This window comes from Paraburkholderia xenovorans LB400, from assembly GCF_000013645.1.
GTDB lineage: Bacteria > Pseudomonadota > Gammaproteobacteria > Burkholderiales > Burkholderiaceae > Paraburkholderia > Paraburkholderia xenovorans.
This window is the reverse complement of the sequence record NC_007951.1, coordinates 826,811-841,944: the sequence shown is the minus strand read 5'-3', so window position 1 is coordinate 841,944 and position 15,134 is coordinate 826,811. Positions and strand designations below refer to the sequence as shown.

The 15,134-nt window shown below is 59.3% G+C and carries 12 protein-coding genes; 8 read left to right on the top strand and 4 right to left on the bottom strand.

The window, feature by feature from the left end:
• Positions 1-60 precede the first annotated feature (60 nt).
• The 7 genes from BXE_RS03615 (at position 61) to BXE_RS03585 (ending at position 9,332) form a co-directional block, all read left to right on the top strand.
• Positions 61-1,278 carry an ABC transporter substrate-binding protein gene (locus tag BXE_RS03615; RefSeq protein WP_007176004.1) on the top strand — a complete coding sequence of 406 codons (1,218 nt, stop codon included), beginning with the start codon at positions 61-63 and terminating at the stop codon, positions 1,276-1,278.
• 99 nt (positions 1,279-1,377) lie between these two features.
• Positions 1,378-2,253 (top strand): branched-chain amino acid ABC transporter permease, encoded by an 876-nt coding sequence (locus BXE_RS03610; protein ID WP_011487074.1) that lies wholly within the window; start codon positions 1,378-1,380, stop codon positions 2,251-2,253.
• Between the two features lie 8 nt (positions 2,254-2,261).
• On the top strand, positions 2,262-4,202 hold the full coding sequence (locus BXE_RS03605) for a branched-chain amino acid ABC transporter ATP-binding protein/permease (RefSeq protein WP_011487073.1): 1,941 nt from the start codon (positions 2,262-2,264) through the stop codon (positions 4,200-4,202).
• 29 nt (positions 4,203-4,231) lie between these two features.
• The gene (locus BXE_RS03600; protein WP_011487072.1) at positions 4,232-4,966 is read left to right on the top strand and encodes an ABC transporter ATP-binding protein; all 735 of its coding nucleotides are present in this window, start codon (positions 4,232-4,234) and stop codon (positions 4,964-4,966) included.
• An 879-nt stretch (positions 4,967-5,845) separates the two neighbouring features.
• Complete coding sequence (locus BXE_RS03595; RefSeq protein ID WP_233518827.1) at positions 5,846-6,736, top strand: sugar transferase; 891 nt, start codon at positions 5,846-5,848, stop codon at positions 6,734-6,736.
• 78 nt (positions 6,737-6,814) lie between these two features.
• Positions 6,815-8,074 carry a glycosyltransferase family 4 protein gene (locus BXE_RS03590; protein WP_011487069.1) on the top strand — a complete coding sequence of 420 codons (1,260 nt, stop codon included), beginning with the start codon at positions 6,815-6,817 and terminating at the stop codon, positions 8,072-8,074.
• Positions 8,075-8,195: 121 nt separating this feature from the next.
• Entirely contained in the window at positions 8,196-9,332 is a 1,137-nt protein-coding gene (locus BXE_RS03585; protein WP_038456890.1) for an AGE family epimerase/isomerase, read from the top strand.
• Positions 9,333-9,423: 91 nt separating this feature from the next.
• Here BXE_RS03585 and rfaE1 read toward each other — a convergent pair whose 3' ends face one another.
• Genes rfaE1 through BXE_RS03570 form a run of 3 tightly spaced genes read right to left on the bottom strand, consistent with a single transcriptional unit; the run spans position 9,424 to position 11,811 of the window.
• Positions 9,424-10,485, bottom strand: coding sequence for a D-glycero-beta-D-manno-heptose-7-phosphate kinase (gene rfaE1, locus BXE_RS03580; RefSeq protein WP_007176011.1), 1,062 nt, complete (start codon positions 10,483-10,485; stop codon positions 9,424-9,426).
• Positions 10,448-11,596: a glycosyltransferase family 9 protein gene (locus BXE_RS03575; RefSeq protein WP_011487066.1), complete on the bottom strand. Its 1,149-nt coding sequence runs from the start codon at positions 11,594-11,596 to the stop codon at positions 10,448-10,450. Before BXE_RS03575 ends, rfaE1 begins: the two co-directional genes overlap by 38 nt.
• The gene (locus tag BXE_RS03570; protein WP_038456893.1) at positions 11,593-11,811 is read right to left on the bottom strand and encodes a hypothetical protein; all 219 of its coding nucleotides are present in this window, start codon (positions 11,809-11,811) and stop codon (positions 11,593-11,595) included. Before BXE_RS03570 ends, BXE_RS03575 begins: the two co-directional genes overlap by 4 nt.
• Positions 11,812-12,982: 1,171 nt before the next feature.
• Between BXE_RS03570 and BXE_RS03565 the strand changes: the two genes are divergently transcribed.
• On the top strand, positions 12,983-14,128 hold the full coding sequence (locus BXE_RS03565; protein WP_011487062.1) for a DegT/DnrJ/EryC1/StrS family aminotransferase: 1,146 nt from the start codon (positions 12,983-12,985) through the stop codon (positions 14,126-14,128).
• A gap of 80 nt (positions 14,129-14,208) precedes the next feature.
• On the opposite strand, the gene BXE_RS03560 is transcribed toward BXE_RS03565, so the two are convergent.
• Positions 14,209-15,117, bottom strand: coding sequence for a glycosyltransferase family 2 protein (locus tag BXE_RS03560; protein ID WP_011487061.1), 909 nt, complete (start codon positions 15,115-15,117; stop codon positions 14,209-14,211).
• Positions 15,118-15,134 lie beyond the last annotated feature (17 nt).

The window sequence follows — 15,134 nt, the reverse complement described above, 5'->3', positions numbered from 1 at the left end:
CGGCGCGCACGGGCCTGGTTCGAGGCTTCGTGCAAGAAAAGACATGCTACGGAGACAGTCATGGGAATTCGCTTGAAAAGCGTTGTGGGTGCGCTCGCGCTTTGTGCCCTCGCCAATGTCGGCTATGCGGCGGATCCGATCAAGATCGGCGTTGACGGACCTTTCACCGGCGGCTCGTCTTCGATGGGCGTGAGCATGCGAGACGGCGTGCGTCTCGCCACTGCCGAGATCAATAAGGCCGGCGGCGTGCTGGGCCGCCAGATCGTGCTGGTGGAGCGCGACGACGAAGCGAAGAACGAACGCGGCGTGCAGATTGCGCAAGAGCTGATCAATAAGGAAAAAGTCGTGGCGGTGGTCGGCTACATCAACACCGGCGTCGCCCTCGCCTCGCAGCGCTTCTTCCAGGAAGCGAAGATTCCGGTCTTCAACAACGTCGCCACAGGCAGCGTCGTGACGAAGCAGTTCACCGATCAGCCCGATAACTACGTGTTCCGCAATGCCGCCGCGGACCGCATCCAGGCGCCCATGATCGTCGAAGAAGCCGTGACCAGACGCGGTTTCAGGAAGGTCGCGATTCTCGCCGACTCGACCAACTATGGCCAGCTCGGCCGCGAAGACCTCGAAAAGGCGCTTGCCGCCAAAGGCGTAAAACCTGTCGCCGTCGAAAAATTCAATATCAAGGACGTCGACATGACCGCGCAGCTGCTCAAGGCCAAAGAGGCCGGCGCGGAAGCGGTGCTGACATATGGCATTGGACCGGAACTCGCTCAGATCGCCAACGGCATGGCCAAGCTCGGCTGGAAAGTGCCGCTGATCGGCAGCTGGACTCTTTCGATGGCGAACTACATCGACAACGCGAGCACCAACGGCGAAGGCGCGCGCATGCCGCAGACCTTCATTCAGGAAGCGAACACGCCGAAACGCAAAGCCTTCATCGACGCATATCTGAAGGAATTCAAGCCGAAGAACAACCGCATCGACTCACCGGTTTCCGCCGCGCAAGGCTACGACTCGATCTATCTGCTGGCCGCCGCGATCACCCAGGCCGGCTCGACCGACGGCCCGAAGGTGCGCGCCGCGCTCGAAAACCTCAATACGAAAGTGGAAGGCGTCGTGATGGTCTACGACAAGCCGTTCACCCACGACGACCACGAAGCGATCAGCCCGAACGTGCCGGTGGTCGGCGAGGTCAAGGGCGGCCGCGTGGTCTACGCGTACGAGGCCGACCGCAAAGGCGGCGGCCAGTTGCGCACCAAGCAGGCGAGCGCCGCGAATTGAGCTCGAAATAAGCGCAGCAGCAGCATGTTACGGAGCCGCGCCCGCCTGAAGGCGGGCGCGGCTTTGCTTCATATCCGGTGAATTCGAGGGCGCCCGGCGATGGCCATTCTTCTACAGCTCATCTATAGCGGCATTGCGCTCGGCATGATCTACGCCGTGATCGCATTCGGCTATCAACTCACGTTCGCCACCTCCGGCACGCTGAATTTCGGCCAGGGCGATGCGCTGATGCTCGGCGCGCTGGTCGGCCTCACGCTCGTCACGCTCGGCGTCAATTACTGGCTGATGATTCCGCTCGTCTGCGTGTTCGGTCTGCTGCAAGGCGCGTTCGTCGAACGGATCGGGGTGCGGCCCGCGATCAGGATCAAATCCGAATTCGGTTGGATCATGTCGACGATCGCGCTCGGCATTATCTTCAAGAACGTCGCGGAGAACCTCTGGGGCCGCGACGATCTGCGCTTCCCTTCCCCGCTGCCGGAAGCGCCGCTGAAAATATTCGGCGCCAACGTGCTGCCAATGGAATTGCTGGTGGTGGGCGGCGCCCTCGTCATGATGCTGGCGGTCGAGTTCTTCAACCGCAAGACGATTTTCGGCAAGGCGGTGGTGGCCACGGCGAACGACCGCGACGCCGCGGCGCTGATGGGCATCAACACCGGCCTCGTGATCACGTTTTCGTATGCGCTGTCTTCACTGACCGCCGCCTTTGCCGGCGTGCTGATCGCGCCGCTCACGCTCACCGGCGCGACGATGGGCGCCGTGCTCGGGCTCAAGGCGTTTGCGGTGGCGATTATCGGCGGACTGTCGAGCGGTTTGGGGATCGTGGTGGGCGGCGTCATTCTCGGCATTGCGGAGACGACGACCGGCTTCTATCTCTCCACCGGCTACAAGGACGTACCCGGGCTCGTGCTGCTGCTGATGGTGCTCGCATTGAAACCTGCCGGCCTGTTCGGCAAGACCTCGATCAAGAAAGTGTGAGGGCCGCCGTGAATCCGAAGAAACTCATTGCGTCCGCACTGGCGCTGATCGCGCTCGCGGTGTTTCCCGTGCTCTCGGGGAATCCGTACTACATCCACCTGCTCGAGACGATCATGATCTACGCGATCCTGCTTTTCGGTCTCGACATCGTGGTCGGTTATACAGGGCAGGTATCGCTCGGCCATGCGGGTCTGTTCGGCGTGGGCGCTTACACGGCCGGCGTGCTGTTCTTCAAGCTCGGCATGCCGTTTTTCGTCACCGCGCCGCTGGCTATTCTGGTCACCGCGGGCTTCGGCGCGATTCTCGCGCTGCCGGCGCTGCGCGTGTCCGGTCCCTACCTCGCAATGGTGACGCTCGCGTTCGGCACGATCATCCAGATTCTCATCAACGAGATGGATTTTCTGACCAACGGGCCGATGGGCGTGAAGATTCCGAAGCCTTCGTTCGGCGGCCGGCCGATGAACGAGGTCGAGTACTACTGGCTCGTCGCGGCGCTACTGGTCGCCTCGCTGATCGTCGTGCACCGCGTGCTCAGGTCGCATCTGGGCCGCGCATTCGAGGCGCTGCGCGACAGTCCGATCGCATCGGACTGCATGGGCGTCTCGGTGTATCGCTACAAGGTCTATGCGTTCGTGATCAGCGCGGGGTTTGCCGGGCTGGCCGGCTGCCTCTATTCGTACTCGGAGCAGTACATCTCGCCGAACACCTATAACTTCGAACTGACCATTCTGTTCCTGCTCGCCATTATCATGGGCGGCCGCAAAACCCGCACCGGCGCGCTGCTCGGCTCGGCGATCATCGTGCTGCTGCCCAAACTGCTCGACGACATCGACATGTTCCGCACCGTGGCCTCGGTGCTGGCGGCGGTCGTGGTGATCGGCGCGGGCGTCGCGCTGGCCCGCAAGGTGTCCACGCCGCGCAAGGTCGCGATTCCCGTTATAGGCACGGTGGGCCTTGCCGCGTTTTCCTACCGGATCGATACGCTCGCCGACTGGCGCCTCACCATTTTCGGCTTGATGATCCTGCTCGTGGTGTATTACCTGCAGGATGGCGTAGTCGGCTTCGTGCGCAAGATCGTGATGCATGGCAGGGTTCGCACGATTACCGTCGACACCACGAAACCGGCCACGATCGGCGGCGATGCGATTCAGGCGGTGCAATCCGCGGGCACGGAAGACATTCTGGAACTGCGCGGCATCCTCATGCAGTTCAGCGGACTGAAGGCGCTCAACAACGTCGATCTGACCGTGCAGCGCGGCACGATTCATGGACTGATCGGACCGAACGGCTCGGGCAAGAGCACGATGATGAACGTGCTGACCGGCATCTATGTCCCCACCGCCGGCACGCTCGCCTATCGCGGCACCTCGCTCGCGGGAAAGACCTCTTCGCAGATCGCGCTGTCCGGTATTGCGCGCACGTTCCAGAACGTGCAACTGTTCGGCGAAATGACCGCGCTCGAGAATGTGCTGGTCGGCCTGCATCACACATTCAACGCGAATCTCGCGGATGTCGGGCTGATGTCGCCGCGCTACCGGCGCGAGGAACGCGCCGCCCGCGAGCGCGCGTTCGGCATGCTGCGGTTTGTCGGTCTGGAAAATGTCGCCGCCGAAGAAGCGCGCAACCTGCCGTACGGCAAACAGCGGCTACTCGAAATCGCGCGGGCGCTCGCGCTCGATCCGCAACTGCTGCTCCTCGACGAACCCGCCGCCGGACTCACGGCGCCGGATATCAAGGAACTGGTCGCGATCATCCGCAAGGTGCGCGATCACGGCATTACCGTCGTGCTGATCGAGCATCACATGGACGTGGTGATGAGCGTGTGCGACCTGGTCTCGGTGTTGGACTTCGGGCAGAAGATCGCCGAAGGCAAGCCCGCCGATATTCAGTCCAACGAAAAAGTCATCGAAGCCTATCTCGGCGGCCAGCCTGCCGGCCAGACGGCATGAGCTCGCCGGGCGCCTTTACAGGAACAGACATGTTATCGATCAGAAATCTGCATGCGGGCTACGGCAAAGTCAAAGTGCTGCACGGCATTTCGATCGACGTGCCGAAAGCATCCGTCGTCACGCTGATCGGCTCGAACGGCGCCGGCAAAACCACGACCATGCGAGCGATCTCTGGCATGATCCGGCCGAGTGCCGGCGAGATCACGATGGGCGTCGGCGCGGACGCGAAGCGCATCGACGCACTGGAATCGCACCGCATCGCACGGCTCGGACTCGCGCATTCGCCGGAAGGCAGGCGCGTGTTCGCGACGATGAGCGTGACCGACAACCTGCTACTGGGCGCCTTCCCGCGTCTGACCTCGGCGCGGCCGCGCGGCGACGTGAAGGCCGATCTGGAACGCGCAATCGAGATGTTTCCGCGGCTCAAGGAGCGCCGCCATCAACTCGCCGGCACGCTCTCCGGCGGCGAGCAGCAGATGCTGGCAATGGCGCGCGCGATCATGATGAACCCGGAGCTGGTGCTGCTCGACGAACCGTCGATGGGACTCGCGCCCATTCTGGTCGAAGAAGTGTTCCGCATTATCGGGAATCTGAAAAGCCAGGGCGTCACCATGTTGCTGGTCGAACAGTTCGCCGCGGCCGCGCTCAATGTGGCCGATTATGGTTATGTGCTCGAGAACGGCAGGATCGCAGCGCATGGACCCGCAGCGGAGTTGCGCAACGATCCTTCGGTGAAGGCCGCGTATCTCGGCGCGAGTCATTGAGGCGCACACGACAGTCGGGCTGGCGTGGTGCCGATGTGTTTCGCGTTTCGCGGTGTGGGGTGTGGGCCGGCGGGTGATATCGGGTCGATCACTTCCACCGTTCCTCGCCGCCGCATGAAATCGGATGATCGAACTTGCGTATTACGTGCGAGATCGCACACTCGTCCGGATGGCTTAGCCCTCACACTCAAGGCCATGCCATTCTCGCTATCGACCTGGTCTGGCTGCAATCTGGAAAGAGCGCAATGTATTGCGATGACAATTCACTGTCATCACGACGACACCGAAATCTGCGCGTCGAGCCGCTTTCATCATACACATGGACGCGGCGAATCAGACATGCCCTAACCGTGCTTTGTGTGCTGTACCGAACGGAGTAGCGGCATTCGTACAGATACTCTACGTCTACACATGCTCGACCACACACCGAGCAGGCGCGTATTTATGGGTTTGATCGCCATAGGGGTCAAACGGGAACAGCATGAAATACGATAACGACTAACATTTTCGTAGTGTCAACGGTTGCTGTCTGAAGGTAGCGAAACGATTGACATATCTTTCTGAGTCGGCCAGAACATCGGCATTTTACGACTTGTCCGGGAACGGACGCCGCATTGCAAAGCAATACTTTCTGTCGAAATAATGGGTTTCGGGGTGCCGGGGAATGCGACGCTTGGCATACAGCCTGCGCGTGCGCTTTGCGCGCCTGCATGACAGTTTTATTCGTTTTTTTTGACCTTTCTCTTTGTTACCTGAGTAATTTCGATAGCAATTAAATCCTGCTATATCCCTTTTGTCCTAACTCGAGTTGCTTGTCGCAATCGTCTGAAAGCGCACTTTTTTCTGGTTCTGCAAAGCGCCCAGCATTCAGCGGTTGTAATGACCGACACAACCCGCAATGCCGAAACACTCGATGTACCTGTTAACGCACTTCGAATGGGGGCAGCAATGGCTTTAGTCGGCAAGGTATCGGAATCAGTATCAGAGGAAGCGACTCCTTTCGATACCCGCTACGAAGGTCGTTCGCATGCCGACAATCCTGAATTGGGCGGCCGCGGCTTCTTATCTTCGCATATGGACAGCACCTCGGATTTCAACCGCAGTGAAGAGTCCTTTCCCTCGGACACGTCCGCGGCAAACGACCCGGACATCCCCTCCACAAAGGGTGACTTCACAAAACGCGCGCTCGATATTTTCGGCGCGTCTTTCCTGCTCCTCGTGCTGCTGCCGATTTTTCTCGTGCTGGCTTGCATCGTCAAGCGCGATGGGGGGGCGGCCTTCTTTGGACACCCTCGCGTGGGCAAAGGCGGACGCTCGTTTCGTTGTTTGAAATTCCGCTCTATGGTGCCGAAAGCCGATGTCGTTCTCGCCGAACTTCTTGCCACCGACGCCAGTGCGCGCGAGGAATGGAATCGCGATTTCAAGCTGAAGAACGATGTGCGCATCACGGGCGTCGGCCGCTTTTTACGCAAGACGAGCCTCGATGAACTACCTCAACTCTGGAATGTGCTTCGCGGCGACATGAGCCTCGTCGGCCCGCGGCCCATCGTCACCAAGGAACTGGAACGTTATGGCGCCGACGCGCATTACTACCTGTCGGTCAGGCCTGGTGTAACGGGATTGTGGCAAGTGAGCGGGCGCAATAACGTCGACTACGCGACCAGAGTCGCACTGGACGTCTCTTACGTTAAAGAACGTTCCACCTTGCTCGACATCAGCATTCTGCTAAGAACCTTCAAAGTGGTCTTTGACGGCGGCGGCGCGTATTGAGCAGCCTGCGCTCCGGTCACGGCAATGTAATCCGTATTCTCCATGCCCGCGTCGGCCAGCACACTGGAGCGATAACGTATGAAACAGTTAGTGGAGCTGGAGCGTTCCAGCCTGGGACCGCAGGAGGCTCCTGTCCGCCTCGCCTTGTCACCTGACGCTGGTTCACCACGGGACCCGCAATGGCAGGGTCCCTCTGGCGGGTTTGCCATCAACGGCAAGTTCGCCTCTCAGCGCATCACCGGCGTGCAACGTGTCGGCTATGAATTGGCCGTGGCGTTCCAGCATCTGTTTCCACACGGAACCGATCTGCCTTTGCTCGTCCCCCCCAACGCGCGAACAGACGTTGTCTTTCCGAACGCGAAAGTGATTGGCCGCCGCCTGAAGGGTTCTCTGTGGGAGCAGTTCTCACTGCCGTTCGCGACTGGCCGCCGCACGCTGCTTAGCCTGTGTAACATGGGTCCGCTGTTCGTTCGGCGGCAGGTTGTGATGGTACATGACGTGGCAATCTACGATCTGCCTCAAAATTACTCGTGGAAGTACCGGCTTTGGTATCGCGTTGCACTTTCGCTGCTGAAGCGCAACGTCAGGCACATCGTGACAGTGTCGGAGTTCTCGAAGAAACGGATCGTGGAGCGCCTGGGCATCGACGCGTCGCGCATTTCAGTGGTCTTGAACGGCGTGGACCACTTTGAAAAAATCTCACCCGACACGGCCATCCTGTCACGCTTGAATCTGCAGAAAGATGGCTACGTACTCGCTGTCGGCAATCTCTCGGTGGGAAAGAACCTCCCGCGCATACTCACCGCCGTGGAGCGACTGAATGACAGTCACGACTGGAAGTTCGTCGTCGTCGGCGGATGCGATTTGCGGGTCTTCAATTCGGGGGCGAAGGTGGGTTTCGATTTGTCGAAAAACATCGTTCCCGCGGGATTCGTATCGGACGGGGAGTTGAGAGCGCTGTACGAAAACGCAGCCTGTTTTCTGTTTCCTTCGCTATATGAAGGCTTCGGATTGCCGCCGCTCGAAGCAATGTCTTGCGGATGTCCAGTCATCGTATCGCGTGAAGCTTCGCTTCCTGAAGTATGCGGCGATGCCGCCCTGTACTGCGACGCATATTCGGTCGACGACATCGTCGACAAAGTGACACAGATGATGGCAGACCCTGCGGCACGCGAAACCTGGCGTCAACGCGGAAGGGAGCATGCACGCGGCTTCCGGTGGGAACGGTCCGCACGCCAATTGCTCGGTATTCTCGAACGTGAACTCGCGGGAGAGGTGGCCCCGCCGGTTCACGCACAATCCGCCCAGTCCGACCAATCCGCACCATCGCGCGTGTAGCGCGGAGCGGCGCTGCATGCATACGACCTGGTGCGCCTGTAGCACCGGATGGCACGCGCAGCACCATGACGGGATGCAAGACGCTCCGCCGCCCACGCCCTCATCGAAGGAGATTCGCAGCATGAATGCACCTGCCTCCCCGATCGCCTCTGCCGCCACGCTACGACACCACTTCGCACACGTCGTCCTGCCGATCTGGCGCGGGCCAGGCTTCAACAGCGCGATGCATCTGCCTTACGAAGCCGTCAGCGCCAAGGCGGGGCATTCGCCCATGCCGGTCGAACGCTATCGCGCGATGGCGTGCGCACGGCAGCTGTTCGTGTTCTCGCAGGCCGGCGAAGCGGCCCACGCTCACGTGCTGTTCGAGGCGCTGCTGCACTACTTCAAGGACAGGCAACGCGGCGGCTGGTTTTACAGCATCGACGCACACGGTCAGCCGCTCGATACGACAAAGGATCTTTATACGCATGCGTTCCTGGTCTTCGCATGTGCCGAATACGCCGCACGCTTTGGCAGCGGGGACGCACTCGACGTCGTGCGTAGCACCTCGGCGCTCATCGAAACGCGTTTCGCCGCGCCACACGGATTGTTCAATGCGTCGCTCAACGCGGATTTCTCGACGGTGACCGGCACGCCGGTGCAAAACCCGTTGATGCATCTCACCGAAGCCTGGCTCGCCGCGCGCGAGTCGACCCAGGACAGCGCGTTCGACTCCGCGTTGCGCAAACTGGCCAATGCGATCGAACGCACCTTCGTGCATGCACCGACGGGCTGCATCGCGGAACTCCCGGTGGGTGCCGACGACAACCGTCTGGAGCCCGGTCACCAGTTCGAGTGGTTCTGGCTGGCCAGACAGGCGAGCTCCGTACTGAACGGAACGGCGCTCGACGACGCGCTCTCGCGAGCCTTCATATTTGCCCAGCAGCATGGCGTGGATCCTGCAACGGGGGGCGTATGCGCTTCGCTCGACGAAACCGGCCAGGTCAGGGACGCCACACAGCGCATCTGGGCACAAAGCGAATATTTGCGTGCCCTTGCTACCCGCGACCACGACGCAGCAGGCGCCGCCGCACTGTCCGGGCAAATCGGGCGCTTTCGCCAGCGGTTTCTGCATCCGCTCGGCTGGCGTGAATGCATGACCGCGACCGGTGAAGTGTCGCGCGCTGACATGCCATCCACTACGCCTTATCATCTCGCCACCGCGTATGCGGCGCTCCCGGTTGAAGAGAACGCCGCTCGCAACGTTGCCGCGGCTTGATTCCAGCCTGAAAAAACAAGGCCCGCGAACAGTTTCGGTTCGCGGGCCCTTACTCTTCAGGCCGCTCATCCCATGCGCGCGAATCAACCCATCAGGTACCCACGGTACTCGTTTTCTCTGAGCGGGGTTTCGCTCGCCAAGGCAGCAGGGAAACGCGCGCGAAAATATTGCTTCGGCGTGCCGTATGCAAATCATGCTGCAATGCCTGCTGAAGTTCGGGGCGGCGGACCGTTGCGGTCCCCAGTTTAGCCACGACGATACCTGCCGCGACATTGGAAAGCACGACCGCTTCGTCCAGCGGCATGCCTGCGCCGAGCGCGGCGCTCAGCGTGGCAACGACCGTGTCGCCGGCTCCCGTCACATCGAACACTTCGCGCGCGCGCGTGGGCAAATGTAAAGGAGCATGGCCACGAGCAATCAACGTCATGCCTTTCTCGCTACGCGTGACGAGCACCGCTTCGAGTTCAAATGCATCGCAGAGGGCGGCGCCTTTCTGTTCGATAGCGAGTTCGGTGTCGCAATGTCCGACCACGGCCTCGAACTCCGAGAGGTTGGGCGTAATGACAGTCGCGCCGCGATATCGCTCGAAATCTGCTCCTTTCGGATCCACGATCACGTGTTTTCCCGCTCGCCGCGCGGCGGCGATCAGGTTCTTCGAATCGTGCAGCGACCCTTTGGCGTAGTCGGATAAAACCACGGCATCGACCTCTTGCAAATGCCGCTCGAAACTGAAGATCAATTCGTCGCCATTGCGTGCCGGGAAATGGTCCTCGAAGTCCGCCCGGATCATCTGCTGATGACGGGACAGAATGCGCAACTTCGTGATCGTCTTGCTGCCCGCGACCCGTTGAAGAAAACACTCGACGCCACCTTCGCGCAGCAGATTCTCGATCCGGTCGGCGTGCACGTCCTCTCCGGCCAGACCCAGGAGCCGAACCTGCGCTCCAAGGGCCGCCGCATTCAATGCGACGTTTCCCGCCCCACCCACTCGCGTCTCTTCGGATTGCACATGGACGACAGGAACAGGCGCCTCCGGCGAAATCCGGGAGGTCGAACCATGCCAATACCAATCGAGCATCACGTCGCCTACGACCATTAACTGAGCGCAGTCGAACTCAGGGGGCGAAAGCTTCACCAGCGGGTTTCTTGTCATGGCGGCCTAAATTGATTGAATAAACTTCACTCAGAACGTCGGCGACAGAAGCGACGCTTATCTTGTCCATCACATACTTCGCATCTTTCGGATATTCGAACCCGAGGTTCAGAAACATTCCGCCGTCCTGTCTGGACACCGCGAGGACGCCGCGCTCCTTACTGACAGGGCCCCATCGGAATGGATTGGTTGGACCATGCAAACTGATCATCGGGGTATCCAGCATTGCGGACAAATGCATGATGCCGGTGTTCACGCAAACTATGCAGTCCGCCCGCCTTACGATTCCCACCACCTCGGCGAGGCTCACCTTGGCCGCGACGCTGACCACCTTGCTGCTGCCGATCAGGTCGACGAGTTGCTGCGCCCGTGCAGCGTCTTCCGGCCCCCCGGTGATGACAATGGCGTATCCACTCCCAATCAGCATGCGGGCGAACTTTTGCCAGTACTCCGCTGGCCACTCGCGCATGGCGAAATTTGTTCCAGAAGCCCAAGGGTGAAAGACGATATATCTATCGTCCATGACGAACGGCAGACCGGATGGGCGAATACTTTTGCCGATCTGGGGCGTTTCCGTGGATTCAATTCCTAGCGGCCGCAGCAGCCTTCTAAAATTATCCAGTTCGTGAATGTCGTCGCGATGTTCGACGCATGCATCGTAAGCGTAATGGCGGAACTGACGCCGGGTCTTGAAACCAACCGTGAACTTTGCCTTCATGAAGGCGGCCAGAATGGCGGAGATCCTCGGCCATTGCGACGTATCGATCAGGACATCGACGTCATGCTTCCTTATTTCCCTCAACGCATTCAACGGGCTCGTCAACGGAACCACCACGACCTCGTCCAGCCCGTCGAACAGATCGTAAATGCGCGCGTTGCTGCGCGATGCGAATACTACTACTTTAGAAATGTTTCTTACTTTCCTCAACTCAGAAATAATTATCGAGGACAAGATCGAATCGCCGATTGCGGCGAACGCGAAAATGCCCGCCGTCGTGCATTCGGCCGGCGGGCGCCGCTTTCTGCGAAACATCCCCAACAGGGACAGGAGGGCGCCGCCGACAACAAGATCGACGCGCTTCAGAAGGTTCTGTCCACGCTCATTTTTCATTTCGGGCCCAGCACCATCGAATTTAACTTCAGGCACGAAGCCGGGCGGTCGCACAGCTTCGCCGGCTTGCACGCGAAAGGCGAGACGAGCGTGCAATCGTCGCCGCGCGTCGTCAGGTTGTCGTACTGTTCGAGCAATATCGCCAATTCAGCCTCGACCGTGTGCGGGTTGATCTGACAGGCACCGCGCTGGATCAGCGCTATCAGGCTGCCCAACGTTGCTGCTGTACCGTTGTTTGCTGATCCGGCCGTCTGACGTATCGACGGTGGATTGCTCGTTAGCGAAGTGTGACGCTCGACAGGCCCGCACGCTCGGCCGGAGCAGAACGATCACCACGACGGACGGCGCTACCGGGCGCCGAACCTCTGCACTGCCGGATGATGTAACTGCATGATCCGTGCTGGAACATGCCGTGTCTGTGCGGAGCCGAACGTTTGATGGTCAGGCGAAGGCGCGGGCGCATGTTGTGAAAAGTCGCACGGGTACTGACCCGGCCGCGAAGGTCGGCTATATACCCAGTACTACTTATATAATCAAACCGAATGTTCGATCAATCGCAGCAGTGAGGCGGTGTGCGCGTCTGCCTGTTAAAGACTACGCTGCCTACTCGCGGCGCTCCGCCAAAAGTTCGCAAGCGTCGAATAACATAAATTTGACATCTGGCGTGGTCATTGACAACTGATATTGCCGCTCCAGTAGTTTCTGCTGATTGCGTGTTCGTATCGGGCATTACTTCACAGCGCGCTTTTGATTAGCCAGTAATCGCTCCCATCACTGCACAATTTTGCGAAGCAAATAATAATCGGGCCGCCCTCAATCCTCTTACGTGAATGCACCAACGTTGCGCAACGTGCGCTAAACCACAGACTGCATCGTGGCAAGGCGGTATTCATATAACACTTGCCAAAGTGTCGCATTACCAGTGCGGCTGCGATAAATCGGCGGGTGGCGAACCGGGCGACGGCATCACATCCGAAGCATCGATTCGTCGAATCAGTAAATCCATGCACGAATCCCAGTCACGGCATATCGCAGAACCGGGATTCCGTGATAGCAGCGGCGGAGCTTGCCGCTCCATCGCACCGAGAAGCTGGTTACCCTCGGGTCGAGGAGTTGGCGCTTTTGAACACCCGTAATCTCTATTTACGATGGTCTCGCGCGTGCAACGAGGAGGACTTCATTGCACGATGTGCTTTTGTCTGCTGCGAGACCCCATCTGGACAACACTGGCATTTATCGCCGCTGCAAAGTTTGCTGTCGCACGCGTTGAGAATCATGTGACAACGCTGGTGCGGCGATCAGCCGCCCCTCGCGTTTCAGGTAACCGCAGAAGAAGCCATTGCCGCCACGGCGACTCCACCACGCCGTCCAGAATAGGGAAAAAAAATGAATGCTGTCGTACCGCTTAGGGCTATTGCGCCACAGATAGACGAGCGCATTTACGTTACCCAACCGCATCTTCCGCCGCTCGAAGAATTCATTCCCTATCTTCAGCAGATCTGGGACAGTAAGGTGCTGACCAACGGCGGCCCGTTTCACCAGCAGTTCGAAGCCGCGCTGTGCAAGTACCTCGGGGTCAAGCATCTCGCGCTCTTCACCAACGGCACGCTTGCGCTGCTTACCGCGCTGCAGACGCTGCGCATCACCGGCGAGGTCATCACAACGCCTTATTCATTCGTTGCAACCGCGCACTCGCTGGTCTGGAACGGTATCAAGCCGGTATTCGTCGACATCGATCCGCGCACGCTGAATCTCGACCCTTCAAAAATCGAGGCCGCGATCACGCCGCAGACCACCGCCATCATGCCGGTGCATTGCTACGGCAAGGCATGCGACGTCGAAGCGATTCAGAAGATCGCTGACAACTACAATCTGAAGGTAATTTACGACGCTGCCCATGCCTTCGGTGTGCAGACCGAAACCGGAAGCGTGCTCGAGCACGGCGACCTCTCCATCCTCAGCTTCCACGCCACCAAGGTCTTCAACACGTTTGAAGGCGGCGCGATCATCTGTCAGGACGAGAGAACGAAACAGCGGATCGACCATTTGAAGAACTTCGGTTTTGTCGATGAAGTGACTGTCGTTGCATGCGGCATCAACGGCAAGATGAGCGAGATCAACGCGGCATTCGGGTTGCTCCAGCTACAGCATATCGATGACGCACTGGCACGGCGCGCCCGGATCGACGCGATCTATAGGGAACGGCTGCGCGACGTGCGCGGAATTGCTTGCGTGGCGAAGGCGGGCGAAACAGTGGCGAATCACGCGTACTTCCCGATTCTCGTCGGCCCGGACTACCCTCTCAGCCGCGACGCGCTGTACCAGAAGTTCCGCGATCGCGATATTTACACGCGCCGCTATTTTTACCCACTGGTCTCGGAGTTTCCGATCTATCGCAGCCTGCCTTCCGCGCGGCCCGATAATCTCCCGGTCGCCCACGCCGCTTCACAACAGATACTGTGTCTGCCGATTTTCCCGGCGCTGACGGATGACATGCTCGATCACATCATCGGGATCATCTCGGATATCTGAACCGAAATTGGCCGATCCGTCGTCCTGTCATATCGAAACATTGCCAGGACGACGGATCCCCATACGTGGCAGCCTGCCGATCAATGATCCGCGACTGACAGTGAGAAGCCGGCCCTGAGCCCCTTGAACACGCTCGACCTCGCTGCCGGCGAAAACTTCACGCATTTGACCGTCAAGGTCACAATCGCATACGCAATCGCAACGGCGCGATGCGCGGGTGCAAGATGCTTGCGACTGAAGTAGACACGATTGCGTGCCGTGTAGAACAGGCTGAACGGACTTTCGTTACCGCCGGTGGACACCGCCACCTTGTGACCGACGCTCGAGGTCGGTACATACAGCAAGCCGATATTCGCGCGCTTCATACGCCAGACGAAATCGCTGTCGTCGTAATAAACGAAGTACTTTTCGTCCATCATCCCAATCGTCTGGAAAATGCTTTTGTGCAACAACATGAAACACGTTGGCGCATATTCCGTAAACATTTCCTTGTCGAACTGCCCACGATCTTCTTTCCGATCACCTACGTGCGGTGTAGTGGCGGTAAGCGGCGAGAACCTTCCGCCCGCACACCATATCCGATTGGTGCCGTGGTAGGTGATCTTGGGTACCGAAGCGAGCGCACCGGCTTCCTGAGTGTGCCGCACCAGTCCAGCGATCACGTCGGGCTCCGGAAAGTCAGTGTCGTTATTGGCCAGCAGGACATATTCGCATCCGTCTGCCAGCGCCATCTCTATACCCTGATTGTTACCGCGAGCAACGCCGACATTGTCGTTATTGAATACGATCTCGGCGTGAATGCCGTTGAGAGCGGCGAGCTCGCGCGATATCGTGCATCCCGTATCCTTTTCGCTGTTGTCGATCACGTACAGCTTGAAGTTCGCCTCGCGCTGGGCGGCGAGACTCTTGAAAAAATCGGGAAGCACCGAATCGGAGCGATACAGTACGGTGACAATTCCGATCAGCGGCGAACCATATCTCGTCGGCATATTGCGTCCTTCAAATG

Bases quoted from the DNA above. Each gene is read 5' to 3' on its own strand.
- BXE_RS03615 (WP_007176004.1), top strand. From the start codon at position 61: ATGGGAATTCGCTTGAAAAGCGTTGTGGGTGCGCTCGCGCTTTGTGCC.
- BXE_RS03610 (WP_011487074.1), top strand. From the start codon at position 1,378: ATGGCCATTCTTCTACAGCTCATCTATAGCGGCATTGCGCTCGGCATG.
- BXE_RS03600 (WP_011487072.1), top strand. From the start codon at position 4,232: ATGTTATCGATCAGAAATCTGCATGCGGGCTACGGCAAAGTCAAAGTG.
- BXE_RS03595 (WP_233518827.1), top strand. From the start codon at position 5,846: ATGACCGACACAACCCGCAATGCCGAAACACTCGATGTACCTGTTAAC.
- BXE_RS03590 (WP_011487069.1), top strand. From the start codon at position 6,815: ATGAAACAGTTAGTGGAGCTGGAGCGTTCCAGCCTGGGACCGCAGGAG.
- BXE_RS03585 (WP_038456890.1), top strand. From the start codon at position 8,196: ATGAATGCACCTGCCTCCCCGATCGCCTCTGCCGCCACGCTACGACAC.
- rfaE1 (WP_007176011.1), bottom strand. From the start codon at position 10,485: ATGACAAGAAACCCGCTGGTGAAGCTTTCGCCCCCTGAGTTCGACTGC.
- BXE_RS03575 (WP_011487066.1), bottom strand. From the start codon at position 11,596: ATGAAAAATGAGCGTGGACAGAACCTTCTGAAGCGCGTCGATCTTGTT.
- BXE_RS03565 (WP_011487062.1), top strand. From the start codon at position 12,983: ATGAATGCTGTCGTACCGCTTAGGGCTATTGCGCCACAGATAGACGAG.
- BXE_RS03560 (WP_011487061.1), bottom strand. From the start codon at position 15,117: ATGCCGACGAGATATGGTTCGCCGCTGATCGGAATTGTCACCGTACTG.